Here is a 20,015-nt window from a genome sequence, read left to right as displayed (position 1 = left end):
GAATACATATGTTATCGCTTGATAATGATCTTTGGGCAGAACTATCGGGTCCCTATGGCTCGGCCAAAAATGTACCCGGTTTGCTGCAGCAATTAGAGCAGGCATTCAGCCAAGAGGTTTTTGACACATTGTTTCAGGAATATCTGTTTCATCAGAACTCAATCTATACGGCTGCCTATGCCGTGATGCCATTTCTGGCAAAGCTGGCAGGTGAAACATCTGATGCTGCCGTGCGCAAAGAGCTGTTTATCCACTGCGGTATTATTGAAGCAAGCCGCAATGAAGAGCATCAGGTACCTTATCCGCCATCCTGGATTGAACTGGCCGAAGCCGTAGGCAGTACCCTCTGTACGCAGATGTACGGTGATTATGTGAATGCCATTAATCTATTCAGATCACTGACAGAAGAAGTGCTGCATGATGCTGCTGAGTCATCCACAGATGACACCGAGAAGCGTTACATCCTCATTGCCGATGCTGCATTCCGCGAATCCTACATTGTCGCTAATATGCTGATGACATTTACTGAAGGCGATGAATACGTAGCCGTATGCACGGCCTGCGAAAATGAAGTGTACATATGGCCTGACGAAGATCATACCGTGCCCCTCCGTGCCTATGAAGATGATCCTGTCTTTCATACCGATCAGGAAGCTGTAGTTATTCAGCCCGCTTCTTCATTGGCAGATGAGGCCGCACAAGCTTTAGCAGAACGGGCCGGGAGGATCGGAGAGCAGAAACTTACAGCACATCTCCCTTATCTGGCAGGGAAAACCGTATGCCCGGCTTGCCGTGAGAATTTATCTGTATGGCCTGCGTTACTGGGTACATTTACAATATAAATGAAGCAGCATCTTCTCTAATTGGCAGGAAAACTATGCTTCTCAGAGGTATTCGGTGCCCAGGTTCAGCATTTTACAGAATGCAAATAGGGGTTTTCCCTGAATTACAAGACTCATCAAAAAGTCTACAATAGAACTAACATCGTAATATCCTGATTGTAAATCGCTTTTCTATCCAACGAGCCTTGATTCAAGGTTACCCATATGTAATCCATATATGATCCGAAAAAGGAAGTGTCCCTCATGCATGATGAAGTCTCATCTGCCGTTCAGGAGATGATGAGCGGCCTGTGTCAGAGCACCACCGGCGATTTTTGCGGAATGGCCTGTGTGTCTGGATCGATGCTGCGCTGGAAATATACCTCCGGGGCAACCAATGAACGTGTGAAACGGATGGCTATGCGCCCTGGACAAGATCTGGTAGGCACAGCGCTGAGAACGGGACGCACAGTCATGCTGGATGAGCAGTCCCGTGGAGAATATACGCCGGATCGCTGCCCGCTTATGCTTGCTGAACGGTTGGTATGTGCGATAGCCGTGCCCATGTTCAAGGAAGGCAGGCTGCCAAGCGGTGTACTGCTTGTAGGAAGCAGAACTCCCTGCACGTTTTCCCCCGAGATGGTTGTCCAAACGGAACGAACCGCCCGGCAGTTGGAGCAGTATGCATGAGCGAGTACATGTGCAGGGCCTGAACTGCACCTTACCGGGATTACAGCTTCGCCACACATATTAACGATTTGTTTACATCTCATAAGGAGACTTTTCGGAGATTACCCTCTGAAAAGTCTCTTTTTTTGGTATGATAGAGGTAGATGAAGGAAGCGGACAGGGGGAAATGATTGTGATTCGACTGTTAGTCGTAGATGACCATGTAGTTGTACGTTCCGGGTTGATCGCCCTGCTTGAGGGTAAGAACGATATACATATTGTTGGAGATGCAGCGGATGGCGACGAAGCCATTACCAAAGCACAGGAGCTGAAACCGGATGTGGTTCTGATGGATTTCAGTATGCCTCCGGGCAAGGACGGATTAACCGCTACTGCCGAATTGAAGAAATTAATGCCAAATATATCGATTTTAATACTAACGATGCATGATGATGAGGAATACCTGTTCCGCGCAATCCACGCCGGGGCTTCAGGGTACATTCTCAAGAGTGCGCCCCATGAAGAATTACTCGCTGCCATTCGTTCTGTAGCCGATGGAAGTGCCTACCTCTATCCAAGTGCAACGAAGCGTTTAATGAGTGAGTATCTGGACAAAGCCAAACAGGAAAATGCCGGGCCGTATGACACCCTATCGGATCGGGAGAAAGAGATTCTGTCCTGGATCGCCAAAGGATATGCCAATAAGGAAATTGCCGAGCATCTAGTCATCAGCGTCAAAACGGTGGAATCCCACAAAAGTAATCTGATGGAGAAGCTTGGCCTGCGCACCAGACCGGAACTGGTGAAGTTCGCGATGAAAAAGGGGTTGTTAAACTTTGAGTAAACCGCGCAAAAACAGACTCAGCGGATTAGCCGACCAGCCTGTTCAGCTGCTGCTGAAGGAGATTGACGAGCATATCTCAGACAATGAGTTCCGAAGCAAACTGAAGGGATCACTGCATCAGCTCAGCGACCTGAAGTTTGCACTCGATGAATCCTCGATTGTAGCGCTGACGAATCGTCTAGGCAAAATCCAATACGTAAACGATAAATTCTGTGAGATCTCGCAGTATACTCGCGAAGAGCTGATTGGTCAGGACCACCGGATTATCAACTCGGGGTATCACGGCAAAGCCTTTATGAAGACGCTATGGAACACGATTTCTGCTGGCAAGGTGTGGAATGGCGAGATTCGGAATCGCGCCAAAGACGGCAGTTATTACTGGGTGAACACCACGATCGTGCCTTTTCTGGACAATGACGGTGAGCCTTATCAGTATTTGGCCGTGCGCAGCGAGGTAACCAAACTCAAACAAGTTGAGGGCGAGCTGCAGCAGATGATGTCACAAGTGATGAACATTCAGGAAGAGGAACGGCGCCGCATCTCCCGTGAACTCCATGACGGAATCGGACAAAGCCTCTTCTCTCTCGTTATCCAGATGGACCGCCTACTGGCAGATCAAGCAAATCCGGGTGTGGAAGCGTTACGGAAACAGGTCACCACTATTATGGAGGATGTACGGGGTTTGGCCTGGGAGCTTCGGCCGTCTGTCCTGGACGATCTCGGCGTAGTTCCTGCGATTCGTACCTATATCGAGAACTATACCCGTCACTACGGCATCGAGGTTGCTCTGGAGTGCAGCCTGCGCAAGCGGCTGGATATGAACAAGGAGATTGCCATCTATCGTATTATCCAGGAAGCTTTAACGAATGTCGCCAAATATGCTGACACTGCAGAGGCACGTGTAACGGTAGAAGACAGTGAAGACCTCACGCTCGTTGTTATTGAAGATCAAGGTGCCGGATTTAATGAGGGCTCGGCGGGGAATGGTGTCGGGTTGTTCAGTATGGAGGAACGTGCACGCGGAGCAGGCGGGACGTTACGCATTACGTCTGAACCCGGTGAAGGCACAACGGTAACCCTTTTACTTCCTAAAACAGAGCGTGCATAGGGCTTACAAAACTTGGGCTTCTTTATGCAAATCTGCAGCTGTAAGCGCAAGCGTTACGGGCTCAGCTTATAGACATAAGGCGATGGGGTGACCATCGCCTCTGTTTCTTTACATCTTCTTTTCATCTATAAAGGATGCATCTCGTTTGACTCTTCTAACGTGAACCCAGGAAATACACGCTGTACGCGGACTGGAACAGATTTCACAACTTCGCGTTTAGTGACTACGTAATCCATCTTTCCTCCAGTTGAAATGGTTTTTCCATCATCAACCGCTGGAGTAAATAGAACAGTTAGATCCCAATATTCTACTCTCAATTCATCTCCTCCTGCCTGAATGCCTACTCTAACTAAATACTCAGGCTTCTGACCATTTATATTTTTTTTAATTGTCTTCATATCCAAAATCTTGGTGGATAACATCGTTGGCCCCATAGAGAAGTGTTCCTGCTTCAATCGATCTACATCCATATTGAACGTCGATTTCTTTAAAAGATCTTCAATCCCCGTATCCATCCCGGCCAAGAAAACTTGGATTGTATTATTTATACGGGCTAACTCAAAAGGCCCGATGTCTTTCATGTTTTCATCCCACACATTTTCGTAAGGGATCCCTGTGGTATGAATTGAAACCGTTTGGTTTTTTTCATTCCATGAAACAGATGCACCCAGCGCTTTCGACACAGAACTGAGCGGCACCATGACACGGTTGTTCACCATTTTCGGAGCTGTATCCGTTTGCAACTGGGTTCCGTTCACATTTATTTTGATCATTCCTGCTGCGTATGCTGAGCCCAGCACACCTGACATTACCGCAACCGTAGTTAAGACGGATAATATAATTTTTTTCCTCATATGATTTTCTCTCCTCCTATTCAACAATAAAAACACGTAACATTTAGAAAAGTTACACCGTTATTTTTATTTTTGTGTGGCGATTAATTACAGACTTCGCTTCCCGCATATATATGTGACAAAATGAAGGGAATCTATCGACTGTTTTCAACATATTTAATAAAATCAGTTGACTACAGTTACGTTTCGTCATTAAACTATGAATGCTGCAGTGATACTGCATACAGGAAAACGAAAAGGATGGTTCCAACATGTCACAGAGACGTTCCTCCAAAGGCGGAGAAATTCCGCAAATGTATAACCTGGACGAGATGGATCGCAAAATTATTGCCGCCCTCCATCAGAACAGCCGGATATCCTATACAGACCTCGGCACACAGATCGGATTATCACGCGTAGCCGTTCAAGCTCGCATTAATGCATTATCGGAAAAAGGAATTATCGAACGCTTTACCGTTGTCATTAATCCTGGCAAGGTTGGGCTGCAGGTCTCTGCCTTTTTTAATGTCGATGTGGAACCACGCTTCCTGGACGAAGTGGCGGAGAGGCTGGATGAAGAGCCAGCTGTGACCAGCCTCTACCACATGACAGGCCCAAGCACCCTGCATATGCATGGTATTTTTGCAGATATGGAAGAGATGGAGCAGTTTTTGCTGGAGAAGCTCTACCAGATGCCCGGCATCGTCAAGGTGGAATCTCAGATGCTGTTGAAACGATATAAAAGCCGTATGGGCATGAGACTCTAGGAGGATATCAGCATGAGTTGGAAAGATTACAACGGTCTCGTGATCGGCATGGTACGAACCGGAATTCTCGGATACGGCGGCGGTCCCTCGGTTATTCCGCTCATCCGTTATGAGGCCGTCACTCGTTACAAATGGGTTAGCGATGATGAATTCGGCGAGATTCTGGCCATTGCCAACGCCCTGCCGGGGCCTATTGCAACCAAGATGGCTGCTTATCTCGGGTATAAAACGAAAGGTGTACTGGGCGCTATTGTGTCCGTACTCGCTCATATTTTGCCGACCAGCATAGCGATTATTGCTCTGCTCGGTTCAATGTACGCCCTGCGCGAATCCAAGATTGTCGCAGGGATGGTTGCTGCCGTACGGCCTGTCATTTTTGTAATGCTCGGCATGATGGCCTATGAATTTGCGATGAAAGCCTGGAAAGGGCTGGGTAAGTGGTTTGCCATATTATTCGGTTTGATTGCGTTTGCCGCACTGCAGCTGCTGAATATTCATCCCGGAATAGTCATTACGATTTTTCTTGCCTATGGCTTCTTCCATTTTGGTCTGGTGCAGCGTTTAAAATCCAAAGGCAGCTCCGACAAGGAGGTGTCCTAGGATGCTTCAGACATGGTGGGAATTATTTTGGGGATTTTTTGTGGCGAACATCCTCGGATATGGCGGCGGTCCCGCCTCCATTCCATTAATGCAGGAAGAGATTGTGAATCACTACCACTGGATGACAACCGAACAGTTCGGTGACGTGCTGGCCATCGGTAATGCGCTCCCGGGCCCGATTGCCACGAAAATCGCTGCCTTTGTCGGATATCATGTCGCAGGCTGGTTTGGTGCTGTAATCGCCAGCTTTGCAACGATTGTACCGTCAGCGGCCGCACTTATCTTGTTAATTCGTTTGTTAAACAAACACCGGACTTCACCTAAAGTCAGAGGCATGACCCTGCTAGTACAGCCGGTTATTGCAGTGCTCATGATTCTGCTCACATGGGAATTCGGCCAAGTATCTACGGACTCCATCGGGATCTGGCAGACGCTGATTATCGCAGGAATCTCGCTCTGGGTCATGACGAAGACGAAGCTGCATCCGGCTATTCTGATCATTATCGCTTTTGCTTACGGGGCATTGGTGCTGTCGCATACGATGTGATAATACTTTTCTCTTATCCCGTAATGGTCAAATACATCAAAAAGGATCTGAACCATGGTTCAGATCCTTTTTGCATCATGCTATTAAACTAATCATCAGCATGGCCCTGCTGCCAATCTACCAGCCGTGGGCATAAGCCCATAAGCCATCCAGCTGTCGGCCTTTTCAACCATGTCATACGTGACTGTACATCTCGTCCACCATGAACTTATTACTTGGCTTCAACCACTACGGTGATCTTCGTTTTTACTCCTGCATAGGAGACCGTAATCGTTGCTTTACCTTTACCAGTTGCTTGAATCACACCATCTTTTACAGTAGCTGTTGCGATCCGAGAGGATGTCCAGAGAGCGGGCTTGGATACATCGGCCTCGCTTCCATCCATATATGTTGCGGTAGCTTTAACCGCTGCCTTGTCTCCCGTTTTCATGGTCAATGTAACTTTGTCTGTCTGCAAATACTTCAGGGTATCTACATCCAGTGCAATCGTAACGCTTTTACTGCCATACTTTGCTGTGATTTTGGCTTTTCCTGAGTTCAAAGCTTTCACTTTGCCTTTATTCACTTGAGCCACTTTGTAACTGCTTGTTTTCCATTCTGCTTTGTCCGTTATATCCCGTTCGCTGCCATCACTCAAAGTCGCCGTTACTTTCAGGTCAAAGGAATCACCCGATTTCAGGGAAATGGCCGGCTCGGATGCTTCGATCCGGGAGATGACATCGACTTCAACCTGAATCGTAATTTTTTGGGAACCATATTCAGCTGTGATATTCGCTTTACCACTGCTGTTTCCTGTAATTACGCCTTTTTTCACATCCGCTACGCGAGCATTACTGGATTTCCAGGTGGCATCTGCTGTAACGTCTTTCGTGTTACCATCACTATCCGTACCTGTAAGGATAACGGTTTGGGTTTCTTTGGCCGAAAGCACGACAAAGTTGACATCCGCCTCAAGACCGCTCGCCATACCAACCTCAACCAAGAGAGTCAACGTTTTACCTTCAATTTTGGCCGTAATCGTTGCTTTTCCTGTCGCTACTCCTGTAATAACCCCTTTGCTGTCTACCTCAGCAATTTTCTCACTGCTGCTGCTCCAGTCTGCATTTTCAGAAACGTCCTTAGAAGTTTCACCATACATTGCAAGCACTTTGGCAGTAGTCGTTCCGCCTACAGCGACGGCTGCTTTCTTCTTGTCCATCTCATATTTATCAGCAACATCTACGCTTACTGTGAATTTCACTGTTTTGCCGCCGTATGCTGCGGTAATGGTAGCTGTACCTGATTTATAAGCGATCAATTCACCGCCGCTGGATACAAATACAACATCTGCGTTGCTGGAAGCCCACGTCGCTTTGGACGTCACATCTTCTGTGCTCGCATCAATGTATTCTGCATTTACAGTCAATTTTTTCGTTCTGTTTTCCCCAGTAACACTCATGGCAAGCTTGTCGTTCACATCTTTGATATCCAGATATCTCGCTGTATCTACATCCACAGCAATTTCCACCGTTTTGTCGTTATAGACGGCCTTGATTGTGGCTGATCCCGTGCTCACTGCTGTAATTTGACCTTTGAACACGGTTGCCACCTTCTCATTGCTGGACGTCCATACTGCCTGATCGGTTACGTTCACATCACTGCTGTTTGGATAGGAAGCCGTAACCACGACATTAGCCGTTTTGGTTCCGCTCAAGCGGAAGAAAACACTCTGTTTGTCTGCACTCAGCTTGCTGGTCAGATCCACATCCACGTCTACCGATACCGACTTGGTACCGTATTTCCCTGTGATTTTGGCAGACCCTCCGGAGTAACCTGTAATTTTACCCTTCAGCACATCTGCAACCTTCTCATTGCTGGATGTCCATTCCGCCAGATTGGTAACATCCTTCGTAGTCCCATCCGGATAAGTCGCCGTCAATACCACACTCTCACTTTTATTGAGAAGCAGGTTCACCTGCTTTTTGTCCACATCTACACGTTTGACCACCTCAACATTGACTTCTACCGTCACGCTTTGACTGCCCAGCTTCGCTGTAATCAATGCTGTTCCTGCGCTCTGACCGGTAACTTTCCCGTTTACTACAGTAGCAACCTTCTCATCACTGGTCGTCCATGCTGCTGTGGTGGAGGCTGCTGCATTGGTAGTATTGTCACTATAAGTGGCAGTCAGCTCAATGTCTTTTGTCTCCCCCATACGCAGATCAAGGCTCTGGACATCTTTCGAAAGAGCTTTGACCTTCTTCGTTACTTTAACTTGAACATCCTGAATCAGTCCCTTGTACGATGCCGTAAGGGTTGCTGTACCTTCTTCCTTCGCTGTAATCGAACCGTTATATGCAGTTGCTATCGAAGGATTATTGCTGCTCCAGGTTGTGCTGATTGTCACGTTAGCCGAGGTATTATCCGAATATACCCCCGTCACAGTCACTGCTCCGGATTCGCCGACTTCGAGCGACATTTCATTTTTGGAAACTACAATTTTGGACAGTTCCTTCTCTGCCGCAGCGGCCAAGCCTACGTTGGAAATACTCAGCATCACTACCAGCATCATCACCATGTACTTGGTCAATCTTGGCTTTAACATTATTTCCCTCCGATTATTATCATTTTATGCCTACTACTTAATGTCGGCAGAGACTTTCCAGATGTTTAGTCTTTCAGGAAATTTTCAGGTAATTATATGGAAAATCATTCCGCATCGTCATCTAACGGAGCTTATATGTGGGTGGAAACCTGTGCAGGCATCAGGTTCATTCATAACACAGCCTGCGGTGCATAATCTGAATAGAAGCAGGGTGCGAATCCCATTTTTCAGAATTGGGGGAATTCGAGTGAATCAGCCATTTGATTACATTGAATACTGGGAACAGACCTATCGTTCAGGGGAGACTTCGGGCAGAGGTTCGTATGGCGTATTGGCTGAGTTCAAAGCGGAGATTGTTAATGGACTAATACAGCGAGAGAATATTCATCGGATCATTGAATTTGGCTGCGGGGATGGCAACCAGCTGAAATATATGAGTTATGACCAATATCTTGGCATGGATGTAGCGGCCTCCTCTATTAAACACTGCGCGTCGCTGTATGCTGATGATCCTTCCAAAAGCTTCATGCTGTATACACCTGGTCTATGGATTAATCGCGGATTTCTCCAAGCCGACCTGACGGTGTGCCTAGATGTGCTGTATCACATTACGGATGAGACAGACTTCCGCGCTACCCTCAGCGACGTTCTCCACGCTTCAACCAAGTGGGTTGTTATCTACACAAGGCTGAGAGAGGAAGGCAGCTCCGGCGTGCAGACGATACAGGATCGGAACCTGTTTCATTACCTGTTTGATTATCCCGAGTTCAAGGTACACGAGATTATTCGTCAGCGATATCCGGAGCAATCCTCCGCCGATTTCGTGATCCTGAAACGTTCGCCTGCAAAATGAACTGTCTGCGAACGATTAGCGAATTGCTAAACATACTGCGGAACACACGGATAAACACAGAACATACAGGATACAAGAAAGACAGTAAAGACAGGGAAGACAGCGAAGACAACAAAATAGAACCGCCCTGTAAGGGCGGCCTCTTATCATTCCCGTTCGATATGCAGGACTCTCATTAGCAGCATAACCGCTTTTGGCATAAAATAGTATCCTGCGTGCCGGGAGCCAGCTGCACACGATGCCGCGGAGATCTAGATATGCCTATGGAGTTTGACATCCAGCTCTGTCGATGCTGCCGTGACATACTCCAGATAATTGACAGAGCCATTAAAGTTCAAATAAGCTTCATAACGCTTCCGAATCCCGGGTAGAGTGATCCAATCCAGCACTTGATCCTTAGGCACCCACCTGCACTCGCTCGTTTCTTCAGAAACCGTTAATTCTCCTCCTGCAGCTCTGCATACGAAGTCAAACATGACTTTTGTAGGGACATCCGTCTCACCGTCGTACCACTTATGAATAGCTGTATTCGATACAATACTGATTAAATGACTCACCGTCACGATGATGCCGCTCTCCTCCTGGATTTCACGGATCACACCATCAATCAGGTTCTCCCCAACTTCTGTAATCCCGCCCGGGTACACCCATCCATCATCATGAGCTTTAACTAAGAGAATATTCCCCTTCCCATCTTCTACAATGCCGCCTGCAGATACGATATGTGTTGGAAAAGACATGCCTGCACCTCCTGAAAAATCTTCTCTGTTAAAATAAACCCTCACTTCCGCGCAGCTTCGCCAGCGCCTCCATATAGAAGTAATCGCCGTATATAATCGGCACATTAATCCCCCGCCCTTCGGGGTAGTGCACCGTTCCCTTCATGATCAGCCCTTCCTCCGCTGCCGATTCACCGGCGCTGAAGTGCTCATACAAGCCGCGGACGATACGCTCTCCCGCGGCAGCATAGATTTGCCCGCGCGGCGACAGCTTCGCGAGCTCTAACAGGCCGCTCGCAGCAATGGCTGCAGCGGACGAGTCCCACGCCGCCCGATGCTCCGCAGGCGCGCGGAAATCCCACACCGGCACGATGTCTTCGCCAAGCATGGCGAGGAAGAAATCGGCCGCCCGCTCCGCTGTCTCCAGATATCGGGCTTCGCCCGTATACCGGAAAGACAGCGCAAACCCGTGCAGCGCCCAGGCGGTACCCCGCGCCCAGGCGGACCTGGGAGCATGGCCTTGGCCCCCATGCTCCCGCAGCTTCTGCCCCGTGTGTGGATCAAATTCCACCACGTGGCAGATGGACCCGTCTGCGCGGACGAACTCGCGCGCCACGGTGTCCGCATGCGCTTCCGCCAGCGAGCGGAAGCGGGGATCGCCGCTCTGCTCGGATGCCCAGTAGAGCAGCGGCAGGTTCATCATGCTGTCAATGATGGCGACGCCGCGCGTATCCATCGTTGACGAGCTGAAGTTCCATGCGCGGATGAACTCACCGCGCAAGTGAAAGCGGGCAGCGAGCAGATTCGCGGCAAGCATGCCGCGGCGGCGCCCTTCCTCGCTGCCCATCTGGCGATAGCTGGCTATGCCGCTAAGCAGCCAGATGAAGCCCAGGTCGTGATCCACCGAATCCGGATCACGCAGGCAGCCTTCGAGCTGCCGCTCACAGCTGTCAGCGATGCGACGCAGCTCCGCTGCCGCTTCGCTCTCTGGGGCATCTCTGTGCACCAGCCATAACAGGCCGGGCCAAAAACCGGCCGTCCACCATTCGGGATCATTGCTGTCGTACATCCCCTGCACTGAAGTATGAGGAAAGGTATCCTTGATTCGTTTCGCATTCTGAATCGTCCTGCTCGCCCCTTGCTGCCATGCTTTTTCCACCCATGATGCCGATACGGATGTATTCATGTTTTTCTGTCCCTCCCGCTTCTGAGTGATGTAATCCTTCTTTGCCGGGTCTTTTTTCTTCTTACATACGTCCCAATTGAATAGTAAATGTCAGCTGCTGTGCACCGTGAACTTCTATTCTTGCTTTTTTCAGCAGACCATTGCGGGAGGATGTCTCCTGCTGATCCAGCCGGATTACCGCCCCTGCATCATGCGCCGTAGATTCAACGTATGCTCCGCGGTATTCCGTACGCACACTCTGTCCGGTTCGCGTAATTACGGCCTGTTCCTGACCATCGCTGTACATCAGGGGAATCAAAGCCCCCGCCGCCTCAATCTCACCTTCGAAAACATAGGTTACCGTCAGCTGATCTGCCCGCTGCACATATCGGGTACATACAGAACGTATTCCAGGTAAAGGCCCCGTCCAAGTCATATCAAATGCATTCTCCACAGTATCCCCCGAAGCACGATCACCAGCCTTCGCATCAGCCGCCGGCACGGTATCACCTGGTTTGTTCGCTGCCTTAACCTTATTCGTCAGAGCAGCTGACTCACATACAACCGAACCGCCGCCGCTGGCTGGATCGATCCCTGCATCGCGGTCATATACGCTGCCGGGCGGGATACCTTCCGCAAGACTGTGCCATATCCCGTCTGCTGTCTTCCAGGCAGGGCAGTAACTCAAGGGCTGCACGATCCCCTCTGCAAATTCGGTAAACCCGGCCTGTACATGGCTGGCTGCAGACGGACCAATCAACCCCGGGAGTTCTGCATGCTGTATTCGTACCAGTCCCGGAATCGTATATGGATCATTCAATGCGGTGTGCAGGACCAGCTGCTGGCCTGGCACGGAAGCCAGCACGGTTTCAAACCATCCATCCGCCTGCAGTACCCTGCTCCCAATCTCGGAAGGAAGACTGTACTGGATGATATCTTCGCCCGGATCACGAAGACAGGCATGAGCCAGCGCGGCTGCCGTCCACAGATTGTAGCAGGTATGATTGGTGTAAATTTCATATCCGTGGCGTTTCTCCGGTGCATATTCATTGCGCACGATTTTCAAACGCCCGTCAGGCATCAGCCAGCGCTCCACTGCTTCAAAACAACGGTCCGCCGCTCTTGCAAATGCTCCGGCAAGCACCGAATCCCCTGCCTGCATTGCCAGTGAAGCATGCAGTGAGCATACGTATGCCGCAGCAGCTTCATTCCATTGATGCTGAGAGCTTCGACCACGCGGCGGTATTTCTCCAAGGGGAGACAGCATCAGCAGCGTGCTGAATGCACCGCTGCGCAGCTTCTCGCGCAATGCGTCGGCGACTGCCCCTTCATATCCTGCATCAAGCATTACTCCAAGGTGATAGCGGGTAGCAATGTCATAGGAAAACGGACAATTAGGGCGGTCCAGTGGACCATCCTGATACAAACCAAGCGCGGTAAACCGCGGCAGATGATAAGCTTCCAGATAACAATCCATCCATGCTGTATCTTCACTCGCCAGCTGTTCACTCCACCTCAGATACTCACCTGAGATCATAATGGCGTTCCAGTTAATCATGCGATTTGGGTTATTCATTCGGGTCATTGTAAATACATAATCCTGCTCAGGATGAATGGTTTTGAGTGCCTCAGCCCAGATCGCTGCCTGCTCAGGCAGATGAGGCTTCAGCAGCATATACGCCCGCATCATCAGCACAGGGTAAAAATCAGGATGATTGTCCGGTGCACTTCCTTTCACCACAGCATCAATGCTCTGTGACAGAGCATTCGATGCGGAATCCAGCAGTTCCATGTGCCCTGCATCCACCAGCACAGCTGCCGCCATCGCATAAGCTGGTGTGGAATAGTAGCGTTCTGTACCGGAGTATGGATCGATAATGGCCCCATCACCATGCTGATGCTTTTTGTAAGCGCAAACAATTTGTTTGACAAGTGTCAGCTTGCGCTCTATATTCCAGCCATCCGCAGGTACGGGACCCGCCTGCACTGCCGCAGTGCGATATCGATCAAGCTCATTTCTCCATGGATACGTCGCTGCAGCTGTATAACTATTCACGGGGACTCACCTCGGTTTCTCCTATATGCGGTTCAACAATAAAATCGACTTGGCACACGATCTCCAGCGGGACAGAATTACCTGCTTCATCCGTCTCGACACCTGCAGGGTACACAGCATCTCCATGATTCCTGCTTTCCTTTTTCCCAAGAAGTTTAAGATGATCTGGAGTTTCCGTGTTCTTAGGTTTCAGAGATTTCAGGGGTTTCGATAATTCTAATTTCTCTGTTCCCCTTCCATTCTCGTACTTCGTTACGGTCTCTTCCGTTCCCTTCCATATAAGTGATGTACGATAAAAGGTGACAGGCATCTCATCGTGATCCACGGCGTGCACAGATTCCACCTGCGCCTCCCACTGGACTGCATCATATGTCATGTACATGTTGGCGCGTGAAGCCTGCCACTGAACAAGTCCCTCCTCTTTCACAACCGGACATATCCGGCTGATCCAGCGCTCAACAACTGGTGAAGGGACAGCATACCGCTCATCCGCCGAGAACTTCACAGCATCAGCACCTGTCTTCATATCCCATTCAAACCTGTCTATGATTCGTAATGCTGCGACGTCCACATCCGCATTGATGATCTCGTTCATGCCGATGAATCCGAATTTGTGAATCCCGGCGTCATTCGTCCCAGCCCTCCAACATAGATGACGTGTATATTGCTGCAGGGATACAGCATCAGGGTATGCACGTGTCAGGTCCAGAATGGCCTGCATTTCACTTCCGTCTTCTGCAAGTCTGAACTCCAGCACTTTGGCTTCGGCCTCTCTGCCAGGGCTCTGCTCACACCCTTCAATCAGCGGCACGTTATGCCCGGAGGACGAAATATGAAACAGCTGCTCACGTCCGGGAGCAAAATAGGCCTGGGTGTACAATCCTGCTCCGGGGTCACACAGTATATTTTCGCCGCCGCAGTGGATAATCACTTGTCCCAGATCAAGATGGTTATGAGGCTCATCGTTATGACCGCCTTTGAATGAACAAGCCGCTTGAACCCATTTACTGCCCGAACGCGGATGGTCTGTCTCCTCACGTTCATCCAGCCTTTGGAGAGCACTCTTGGCAACCATCCAACCGAGCTGATGAAAAATAACCCCCCTACTCGCCTGCACAGCTGCTTCGCCCCGCCCATGTCCAACCACTGCCGGATCGCTCCACATCACGTTCCGCAGCAGATGGGCCCACCTGCGGCAGGGATCGTCTGTCAGCCGGGGAACTCGCAGCGGCAGCTCCATCTGCAGCCCGAACCGGGCGGCTAAGCGGGACAGCAGCCCTGATGGGATCTCTTCCTGCTCTGCACTGTCCGAGTAATTGACATATGTACCTTCCGACAGATGAATACGCAGCGGGAAGGCCGCTATTGCCGCCGCTTTGGAGTCCGTCAGCAGATTCAACGCTCCCTCGCTGTAATCCAATAACATCTCGGCATAATAGATGAAGTAACCGAATCCATATACCCAGTACCCGATGCCTTCAGCACAGCCGCCGTCCTCGCCATAACCGCTCAGAAACGCCTCCATACAGTGGATTGTCTGCCAAGTGGACTCGCGCAGAACAGCTTCATCTTTCACCAGCAGCAGGGCAGCCATGCCGCAGCATCCTCCGCAGACTGCGGACCAGTTATGATCTGCAGTCTGCCAGTGATATGCCCGCTGTTCCCGATATAACGGGGTAAAAATACGCCGCTCTGCCTCCATCCCAATTCGTTCGACAATCAGAGGGTCCAGATGCTGACCGTGAAGGGTGGCAATCTCAGCGAGCATATGGACTGTCTCTGCGGCGAAGAGATCAATATGAGCTTCTACCTGTTCCGCTTCTCCTGTTCCCAGATGGGCCGGGAGACACCACGTATATTCATCACATACAGCCCACAGCATCTCTTCAAGCACGTGAAGTACATCGGGGCTGTTGTCATCAAGAGCGAGCAGGGAAACTGCTGCTAATCTCCCACGTCGGTCGAAGTACACGCGCTCGTAGGATTTGCGGTTCCCAGTTTTGCTGAATTGTCGAAACAGGTTGAATGTTAGAGGCGGCATTGGTTCACTTACTGCCTGTTCTCCATAAGCATTCAGGTCCGCAAGCAGCTCTCTCCATTCCGGCCTGTGAAGCTTCTCCCGAAGTCGGTCAACCTTGAATACCTTGTTTTCTTGATTGTGGTACTGGTTGTTAATATGCAGCTGATGAATAAGCCGTTCATCCGGCCATTGAATTACCCGAGCATCGTCTTCAACACTGCTTGTATACAGATTCGTATGCTCATTTCCCATTTCGTGATTAGAGCCTTGCACAGGATTCACCACGTTCCCTTATGAAATGAATGATACAAGTTCAACAAAATGTGAACTCTCTGCTTTTTTTACTCAATAACAAGTGGAGATTGCTGTACAACAGACAGCCACTGACGTGCAATTAACTCATGGCCTGCGGCAGTTGGATGAACGCCATCCCATAACCAATACGAAGCATCCGCCTTCTGCAAAGCCGCATTGAACGTTTGCTGCAGCGGTACCCATACTGCCCCGAACTGCTCAGCCATGTCACGAACCTGTTCCTGATAATCTGTCATAAGCTTTTCCCATTCATCCCATTTATCCAGCGTCGCTCCGGTCTTCAGAATAAACGGTTCCATCAGCACCAGCCCGGTCTCCGGCACGACTTCTCGTGTCTCCTCCAGCAGGTGACGATATGCCCTCGCAAAACGATCCGTATACCCTTTAGCCTCACCATTCATGGAACGCCAGGCATCGTTAACTCCGATCAGGATACTGATCAGATCCGGCTGCAGACTCAACGTGTCTTCGTTCCAGCGTGCATACAGATCGGAAGCCCGATCCCCGCTGATCCCCCGGTTATAGAACTTTTTTTGTCTATCTGCCAGTTCCATGCCAAGTCTGCTTGAGATCAAATATGCATACCCGTGACCGAGAACATGATTCAGATCGTCATTGCGTGACCTTCCTCCGTCTGTAATGGAATCTCCTTGAAACAAGATCGTAGATGGACTTGGTTTCATCTTGAACATCATTCCCTTCTATCAGAATATACGATGAAATACCGCTTACTCTGTCTCTAGATTGGACTGCTGCATACTGCTGTTTCCATCTTATCCCTTTCTGCATCATTAGAAAATAGCACCTGCAAAGAAGCTGCATCTCTCTACCTATCCCATAAGGTAACGTAATATCATCATCGATACAATACCAACCAGCACCGTACCGAGCAGACTGCGTGTCCAGATAGCAACAACAGCTGTAGGCAGCGCGGCCCACAAGGCAGCATTCTCTGTAATGGGTACGAGGCGACTGCCTGACATAAACAATTCCTGACCAATGAGTGAGGCCATAACAGCAACCGGCACATATTCAAGCCAGCGCATCAGCCACACCGGAATCTGTATTTTACTGAAGAGCATAAGCGGCAGCACCCGCGGGATAAACGTGAGCAGCGCCGAGCCCATAATAATCCAGAATACATCCCATCTTACTTCCATCGTTCCATAAACACTCCCATCGTTGCTGCGACCACTGCTGCTATGATAATGCTTAGACTGCCGAGTGAAGCCATGCTTGCTAAGATGACACAAATGACCGCAATGATTGCCACATTGATATGTATTTTTTTGTTTTTGCGATGTACCAGTTGAAGTACGATCAGACCGATAAACATGGCTGGTAAAGCATAATCAAGACCAAAACGATCGGGGTCCGTTATCCAGCGTCCAAAGTAGGCCCCTGCCATGTTAGCGGCAAACCAGTTCAAGTATGCGGTAATATTCAGACCGTGCATCCAGCGTTCACTGAGTGTTTTTCTGCCTATGGCACGGGTCATTGCCACGCCGAATGACTCGTCTGTAAGCAGGGAGCCAATCCACATATTTTTAAGCGGTGTCAGATGCCTGAAATAAGGGGATACCGCTGCACTCAGCAGCAGATGGCGCAGATTCACAAAAAATATAGTGAAGATGATCGCTAATGCCGATCCATTGGAAGCCAGCATACCTGCTGCTATGAACTGCGCTGAACCTGCATACAAAACAAGACTCAGCAGCGCTGTTTCGGCAAAACTCAGACCTGCCGTCATCTCGATAACCCCTGCCGCAAAGCCAATACTTAAATATCCGAGCAGTGTAGGTACACAATCACGGACTCCCTGCATAAATGAGGCATCGTCCCGAATCTCTTCATTTTTTTCGTGTCCGGGTAATCTTATTGCATTTTGATTCAAATCGGGTGCAGCTCCTCTCTAATTTTAAACAATGCCAGCCGATATATATCGATACATACCATTCTGAATCAGAAACTTATTCCGAGTGCAGAATCGGTTCGCATTAACTTAGAAATATACCACATTTTATGTCAGTTCGGGAGAGCTGACAGGGGGAGATTGGATCATGGAGAAAATAAAGCAGCCAAAGGGGAAACGAACACTGCAGATGAGAGAGAAGCTGATACTGTCATTTGCTATCGTGCTGCTGATCCCGACGATCAGTTTAGGCATTATTTCATTCCAGACAGCAGCTGCCAAGGTCGAAGAGAAAATGTTTGAGAATGCTAACAGCAGTGTGAGCGTGCTGAATCAGACCATCGACCAGATCATCGGGGCTTCGCGTAAAAATGTCGATTTCCTGGCAAGCCAGCTCGACGCTGGCAATGTCGGTCCTGTTCAAGGGGACGAAACGAAAACCATTCGTACCTTACTTGATGCATATAAGGACACCCACAGTGATGTGGAATTGGCTTCTGTCGGAACAGACAAAGGCATCTATATTAATTCCCCCATTACCGCTGTGAACAAGCCAGGGTATGATCCCCGTGAACGCCCTTGGTTTAAAGCTGCTTCCGAGAACAAAGACGTACCTACGGTAATTACACCTTATATCTCAAGCAATACGGGTAATGTCGTTGCTTCAGTCGCTCAGACAACCGGTGACGGTCATGGTGTCGTTTCGGTCAGCCTGTCCCTTGAGGCTCTTTCCCAGACGGTAAATTCCACGAAAATCGGGCAAAGAGGATATATCTATATTATTGATAATGCGAACAAAATCATCGTACATCCAACCGAGAAACCAGGTACTGAAGGCACGATGGAACCCTACAAACAAATTTTTGACCAAAAGAATGGTGATCTGCAGTATACGTTGAACGGAAAAAACGAGCATGCCTTCTTCGTTACCAATGAAACGACAGGCTGGACAGTCGTCGGTGTTATCGATAACGACGAAGTTACGCAAACCGTTCGTCCTATCCTGTACACTACTTTGATCGTGATCGCAGTTGCCATCGTCATCAGTTCCATCATTATTTACTGGATTGTACAAGCCATTACGAGACCGCTTAATCGACTTGTCAAAGCCTCCAACGAAATCAGCGATGGAAACCTGACGATTGAAGTTGCCGTGAACGGGCAGGATGAATTCGGTAAACTCAGCAACAGTTTTAATAAAATGAGTCAATCTCTGCGTACGGTTATTCAGGATGTGCGTCATACCGCTGACGAACTCACCTCCTCTTCCGCACAGCTTGCCATTAACTCATCAGAGACAACCAAAGCTACGGAGCAGGTAGCTCTCATTACGGAGCAGTCTGCAGCCGGAATTGAAAAACAGGCCAGCAGCCTGAAGCATACTGCACAGCAGATGAATGAACTTGCTGGAGGGGTTGGACAAGTAACCAACAGCACACAGCAAGTATCCGAAGCGGCTATGCAGGCCAGTGAACTTGCACAACAGGGGAATTCGACTATCAAAACGGCTGTATCCGAAATGAGTTCCATCCAGCATTTTGTACAGGGCATCGCAGAGACCGCTGCACGTCTTGATCAGCATTCCAGCTCGATCGGTGAGATGGTTTCTGTCATTACAGATATTGCAGCCCAAACCAATCTGCTTGCGCTTAATGCTTCTATAGAAGCAGCCCGTGCAGGTGAGCATGGACGCGGCTTCTCCGTCGTTGCAAGCGAAGTCCGCAAACTGGCGGAGCAATCCAGCGAGTCTGGTCAGAAGATCGTCGAGATGGTTGCATCCATCCAGAACGAAATCTCGAAGGCCAATGAGAATGTACGTCTGGGGCAAAAAGACGTGGATAACGGCATCCGGGCTGTGCAGTTTGCCGATGATGCGTTTGTGCAAATCAGCGAAGCTGTTGGCACGGTTAATCAGCAGCTTGAGAACATCGCAGCTGCTTCAGAGCAGATGTCTGCCAGCACTGCCGAAGTGGTGCAGTCAATTGACCAAATTCATACGATCTCGGAAACTAATGCAGACGGCACCGAGAATATCTCTGCGGCTACAGAAGAACAGGTAGCCTCGATGCAGGAAATCTCCTCCTCTGCTGACTCCCTTGCTCATTTGGCTCACAAGCTGCAGAAGCTGGTCGAACAATTTAAGCTGTAGCCGATACAAAGTACCAAATTACTCGCCTGAATCGGACGATTCACGCGGGTGCA

Annotated in this window: 18 protein-coding genes; 9 read left to right on the top strand and 9 right to left on the bottom strand. The window is 49.4% G+C overall.

Annotation, left to right across the window (positions count from 1 at the left end):
* The first annotated feature begins 8 nt into the window (after positions 1 to 8).
* From MKY97_RS02080 to MKY97_RS02065, 4 genes are all read left to right on the top strand, one after another.
* Positions 9 to 842, top strand: coding sequence for a hypothetical protein (locus tag MKY97_RS02080; protein WP_342553880.1), 834 nt, complete (start codon positions 9 to 11; stop codon positions 840 to 842).
* 243 nt (positions 843 to 1,085) lie between these two features.
* Positions 1,086 to 1,511 carry a GAF domain-containing protein gene (locus MKY97_RS02075; RefSeq protein WP_342553879.1) on the top strand — a complete coding sequence of 142 codons (426 nt, stop codon included), beginning with the start codon at positions 1,086 to 1,088 and terminating at the stop codon, positions 1,509 to 1,511.
* Positions 1,512 to 1,683: 172 nt separating this feature from the next.
* Entirely contained in the window at positions 1,684 to 2,334 is a 651-nt protein-coding gene (locus MKY97_RS02070) for a response regulator transcription factor (protein ID WP_342553878.1), read from the top strand.
* The gene (locus tag MKY97_RS02065) at positions 2,327 to 3,442 is read left to right on the top strand and encodes a PAS domain-containing protein (RefSeq protein WP_342553877.1); all 1,116 of its coding nucleotides are present in this window, start codon (positions 2,327 to 2,329) and stop codon (positions 3,440 to 3,442) included. Before MKY97_RS02070 ends, MKY97_RS02065 begins: the two co-directional genes overlap by 8 nt.
* A gap of 125 nt (positions 3,443 to 3,567) precedes the next feature.
* On the opposite strand, the gene MKY97_RS02060 is transcribed toward MKY97_RS02065, so the two are convergent.
* Complete coding sequence (locus MKY97_RS02060; RefSeq protein WP_342553876.1) at positions 3,568 to 4,296, bottom strand: copper amine oxidase N-terminal domain-containing protein; 729 nt, start codon at positions 4,294 to 4,296, stop codon at positions 3,568 to 3,570.
* Positions 4,297 to 4,547: 251 nt separating this feature from the next.
* Here MKY97_RS02060 and MKY97_RS02055 point away from each other — a divergent pair, with 251 nt between their 5' ends.
* The 3 genes from MKY97_RS02055 to MKY97_RS02045 are packed head-to-tail and all read left to right on the top strand — an operon-like array spanning position 4,548 to position 6,189.
* Positions 4,548 to 5,042 carry an Lrp/AsnC family transcriptional regulator gene (locus MKY97_RS02055; protein WP_342553875.1) on the top strand — a complete coding sequence of 165 codons (495 nt, stop codon included), beginning with the start codon at positions 4,548 to 4,550 and terminating at the stop codon, positions 5,040 to 5,042.
* 12 nt (positions 5,043 to 5,054) lie between these two features.
* The gene (locus MKY97_RS02050; protein WP_342553874.1) at positions 5,055 to 5,642 is read left to right on the top strand and encodes a chromate transporter; all 588 of its coding nucleotides are present in this window, start codon (positions 5,055 to 5,057) and stop codon (positions 5,640 to 5,642) included.
* A 1-nt stretch (position 5,643) separates the two neighbouring features.
* A complete protein-coding gene (locus MKY97_RS02045; protein WP_342553873.1) occupies positions 5,644 to 6,189 on the top strand; it encodes a chromate transporter in 546 nt (181 codons plus the stop codon).
* Positions 6,190 to 6,400: 211 nt separating this feature from the next.
* Here MKY97_RS02045 and MKY97_RS02040 read toward each other — a convergent pair whose 3' ends face one another.
* Positions 6,401 to 8,773 carry an Ig-like domain-containing protein gene (locus MKY97_RS02040; RefSeq protein WP_342553872.1) on the bottom strand — a complete coding sequence of 791 codons (2,373 nt, stop codon included), beginning with the start codon at positions 8,771 to 8,773 and terminating at the stop codon, positions 6,401 to 6,403.
* Positions 8,774 to 9,020: 247 nt separating this feature from the next.
* Here MKY97_RS02040 and MKY97_RS02035 point away from each other — a divergent pair, with 247 nt between their 5' ends.
* Positions 9,021 to 9,626: a class I SAM-dependent methyltransferase gene (locus tag MKY97_RS02035; RefSeq protein WP_342553871.1), complete on the top strand. Its 606-nt coding sequence runs from the start codon at positions 9,021 to 9,023 to the stop codon at positions 9,624 to 9,626.
* Between the two features lie 251 nt (positions 9,627 to 9,877).
* Here the strand turns inward: MKY97_RS02035 and MKY97_RS02030 are convergent, their stop codons facing one another.
* The 7 genes from MKY97_RS02030 to MKY97_RS02000 form a co-directional block, all read right to left on the bottom strand.
* Positions 9,878 to 10,366 (bottom strand): NUDIX domain-containing protein, encoded by a 489-nt coding sequence (locus MKY97_RS02030; protein WP_342553870.1) that lies wholly within the window; start codon positions 10,364 to 10,366, stop codon positions 9,878 to 9,880.
* A 28-nt stretch (positions 10,367 to 10,394) separates the two neighbouring features.
* Complete coding sequence (locus MKY97_RS02025) at positions 10,395 to 11,531, bottom strand: glycosyl hydrolase (RefSeq protein ID WP_342553869.1); 1,137 nt, start codon at positions 11,529 to 11,531, stop codon at positions 10,395 to 10,397.
* A 61-nt stretch (positions 11,532 to 11,592) separates the two neighbouring features.
* Positions 11,593 to 13,566, bottom strand: a complete 1,974-nt coding sequence (locus MKY97_RS02020; protein ID WP_342553868.1) for a glycosyl hydrolase — start codon at positions 13,564 to 13,566, stop codon at positions 11,593 to 11,595.
* On the bottom strand, positions 13,559 to 15,868 hold the full coding sequence (locus tag MKY97_RS02015; protein WP_342553867.1) for a heparinase II/III family protein: 2,310 nt from the start codon (positions 15,866 to 15,868) through the stop codon (positions 13,559 to 13,561). The genes MKY97_RS02020 and MKY97_RS02015 overlap by 8 nt, the downstream gene beginning before the upstream one ends.
* Positions 15,869 to 15,927: 59 nt before the next feature.
* Positions 15,928 to 16,584 (bottom strand): SGNH/GDSL hydrolase family protein, encoded by a 657-nt coding sequence (locus MKY97_RS02010; RefSeq protein ID WP_342553866.1) that lies wholly within the window; start codon positions 16,582 to 16,584, stop codon positions 15,928 to 15,930.
* A gap of 147 nt (positions 16,585 to 16,731) precedes the next feature.
* Positions 16,732 to 17,061: an AzlD domain-containing protein gene (locus tag MKY97_RS02005; protein WP_342553865.1), complete on the bottom strand. Its 330-nt coding sequence runs from the start codon at positions 17,059 to 17,061 to the stop codon at positions 16,732 to 16,734.
* The gene (locus tag MKY97_RS02000; protein ID WP_342556200.1) at positions 17,052 to 17,726 is read right to left on the bottom strand and encodes an AzlC family ABC transporter permease; all 675 of its coding nucleotides are present in this window, start codon (positions 17,724 to 17,726) and stop codon (positions 17,052 to 17,054) included. Before MKY97_RS02000 ends, MKY97_RS02005 begins: the two co-directional genes overlap by 10 nt.
* Positions 17,727 to 17,961: 235 nt before the next feature.
* On the opposite strand from MKY97_RS02000, the gene MKY97_RS01995 reads away from it, so the two are divergent.
* Positions 17,962 to 19,962, top strand: a complete 2,001-nt coding sequence (locus tag MKY97_RS01995) for a methyl-accepting chemotaxis protein (RefSeq protein ID WP_342553864.1) — start codon at positions 17,962 to 17,964, stop codon at positions 19,960 to 19,962.
* The last annotated feature ends 53 nt before the right edge of the window (positions 19,963 to 20,015 follow it).

This window comes from Paenibacillus sp. FSL R7-0652, from assembly GCF_038595045.1.
Classification (GTDB): domain Bacteria; phylum Bacillota; class Bacilli; order Paenibacillales; family Paenibacillaceae; genus Paenibacillus.
Note: the sequence above shows the minus strand (reverse complement) of the source record. Positions and strands in the feature narration are given on the sequence as shown.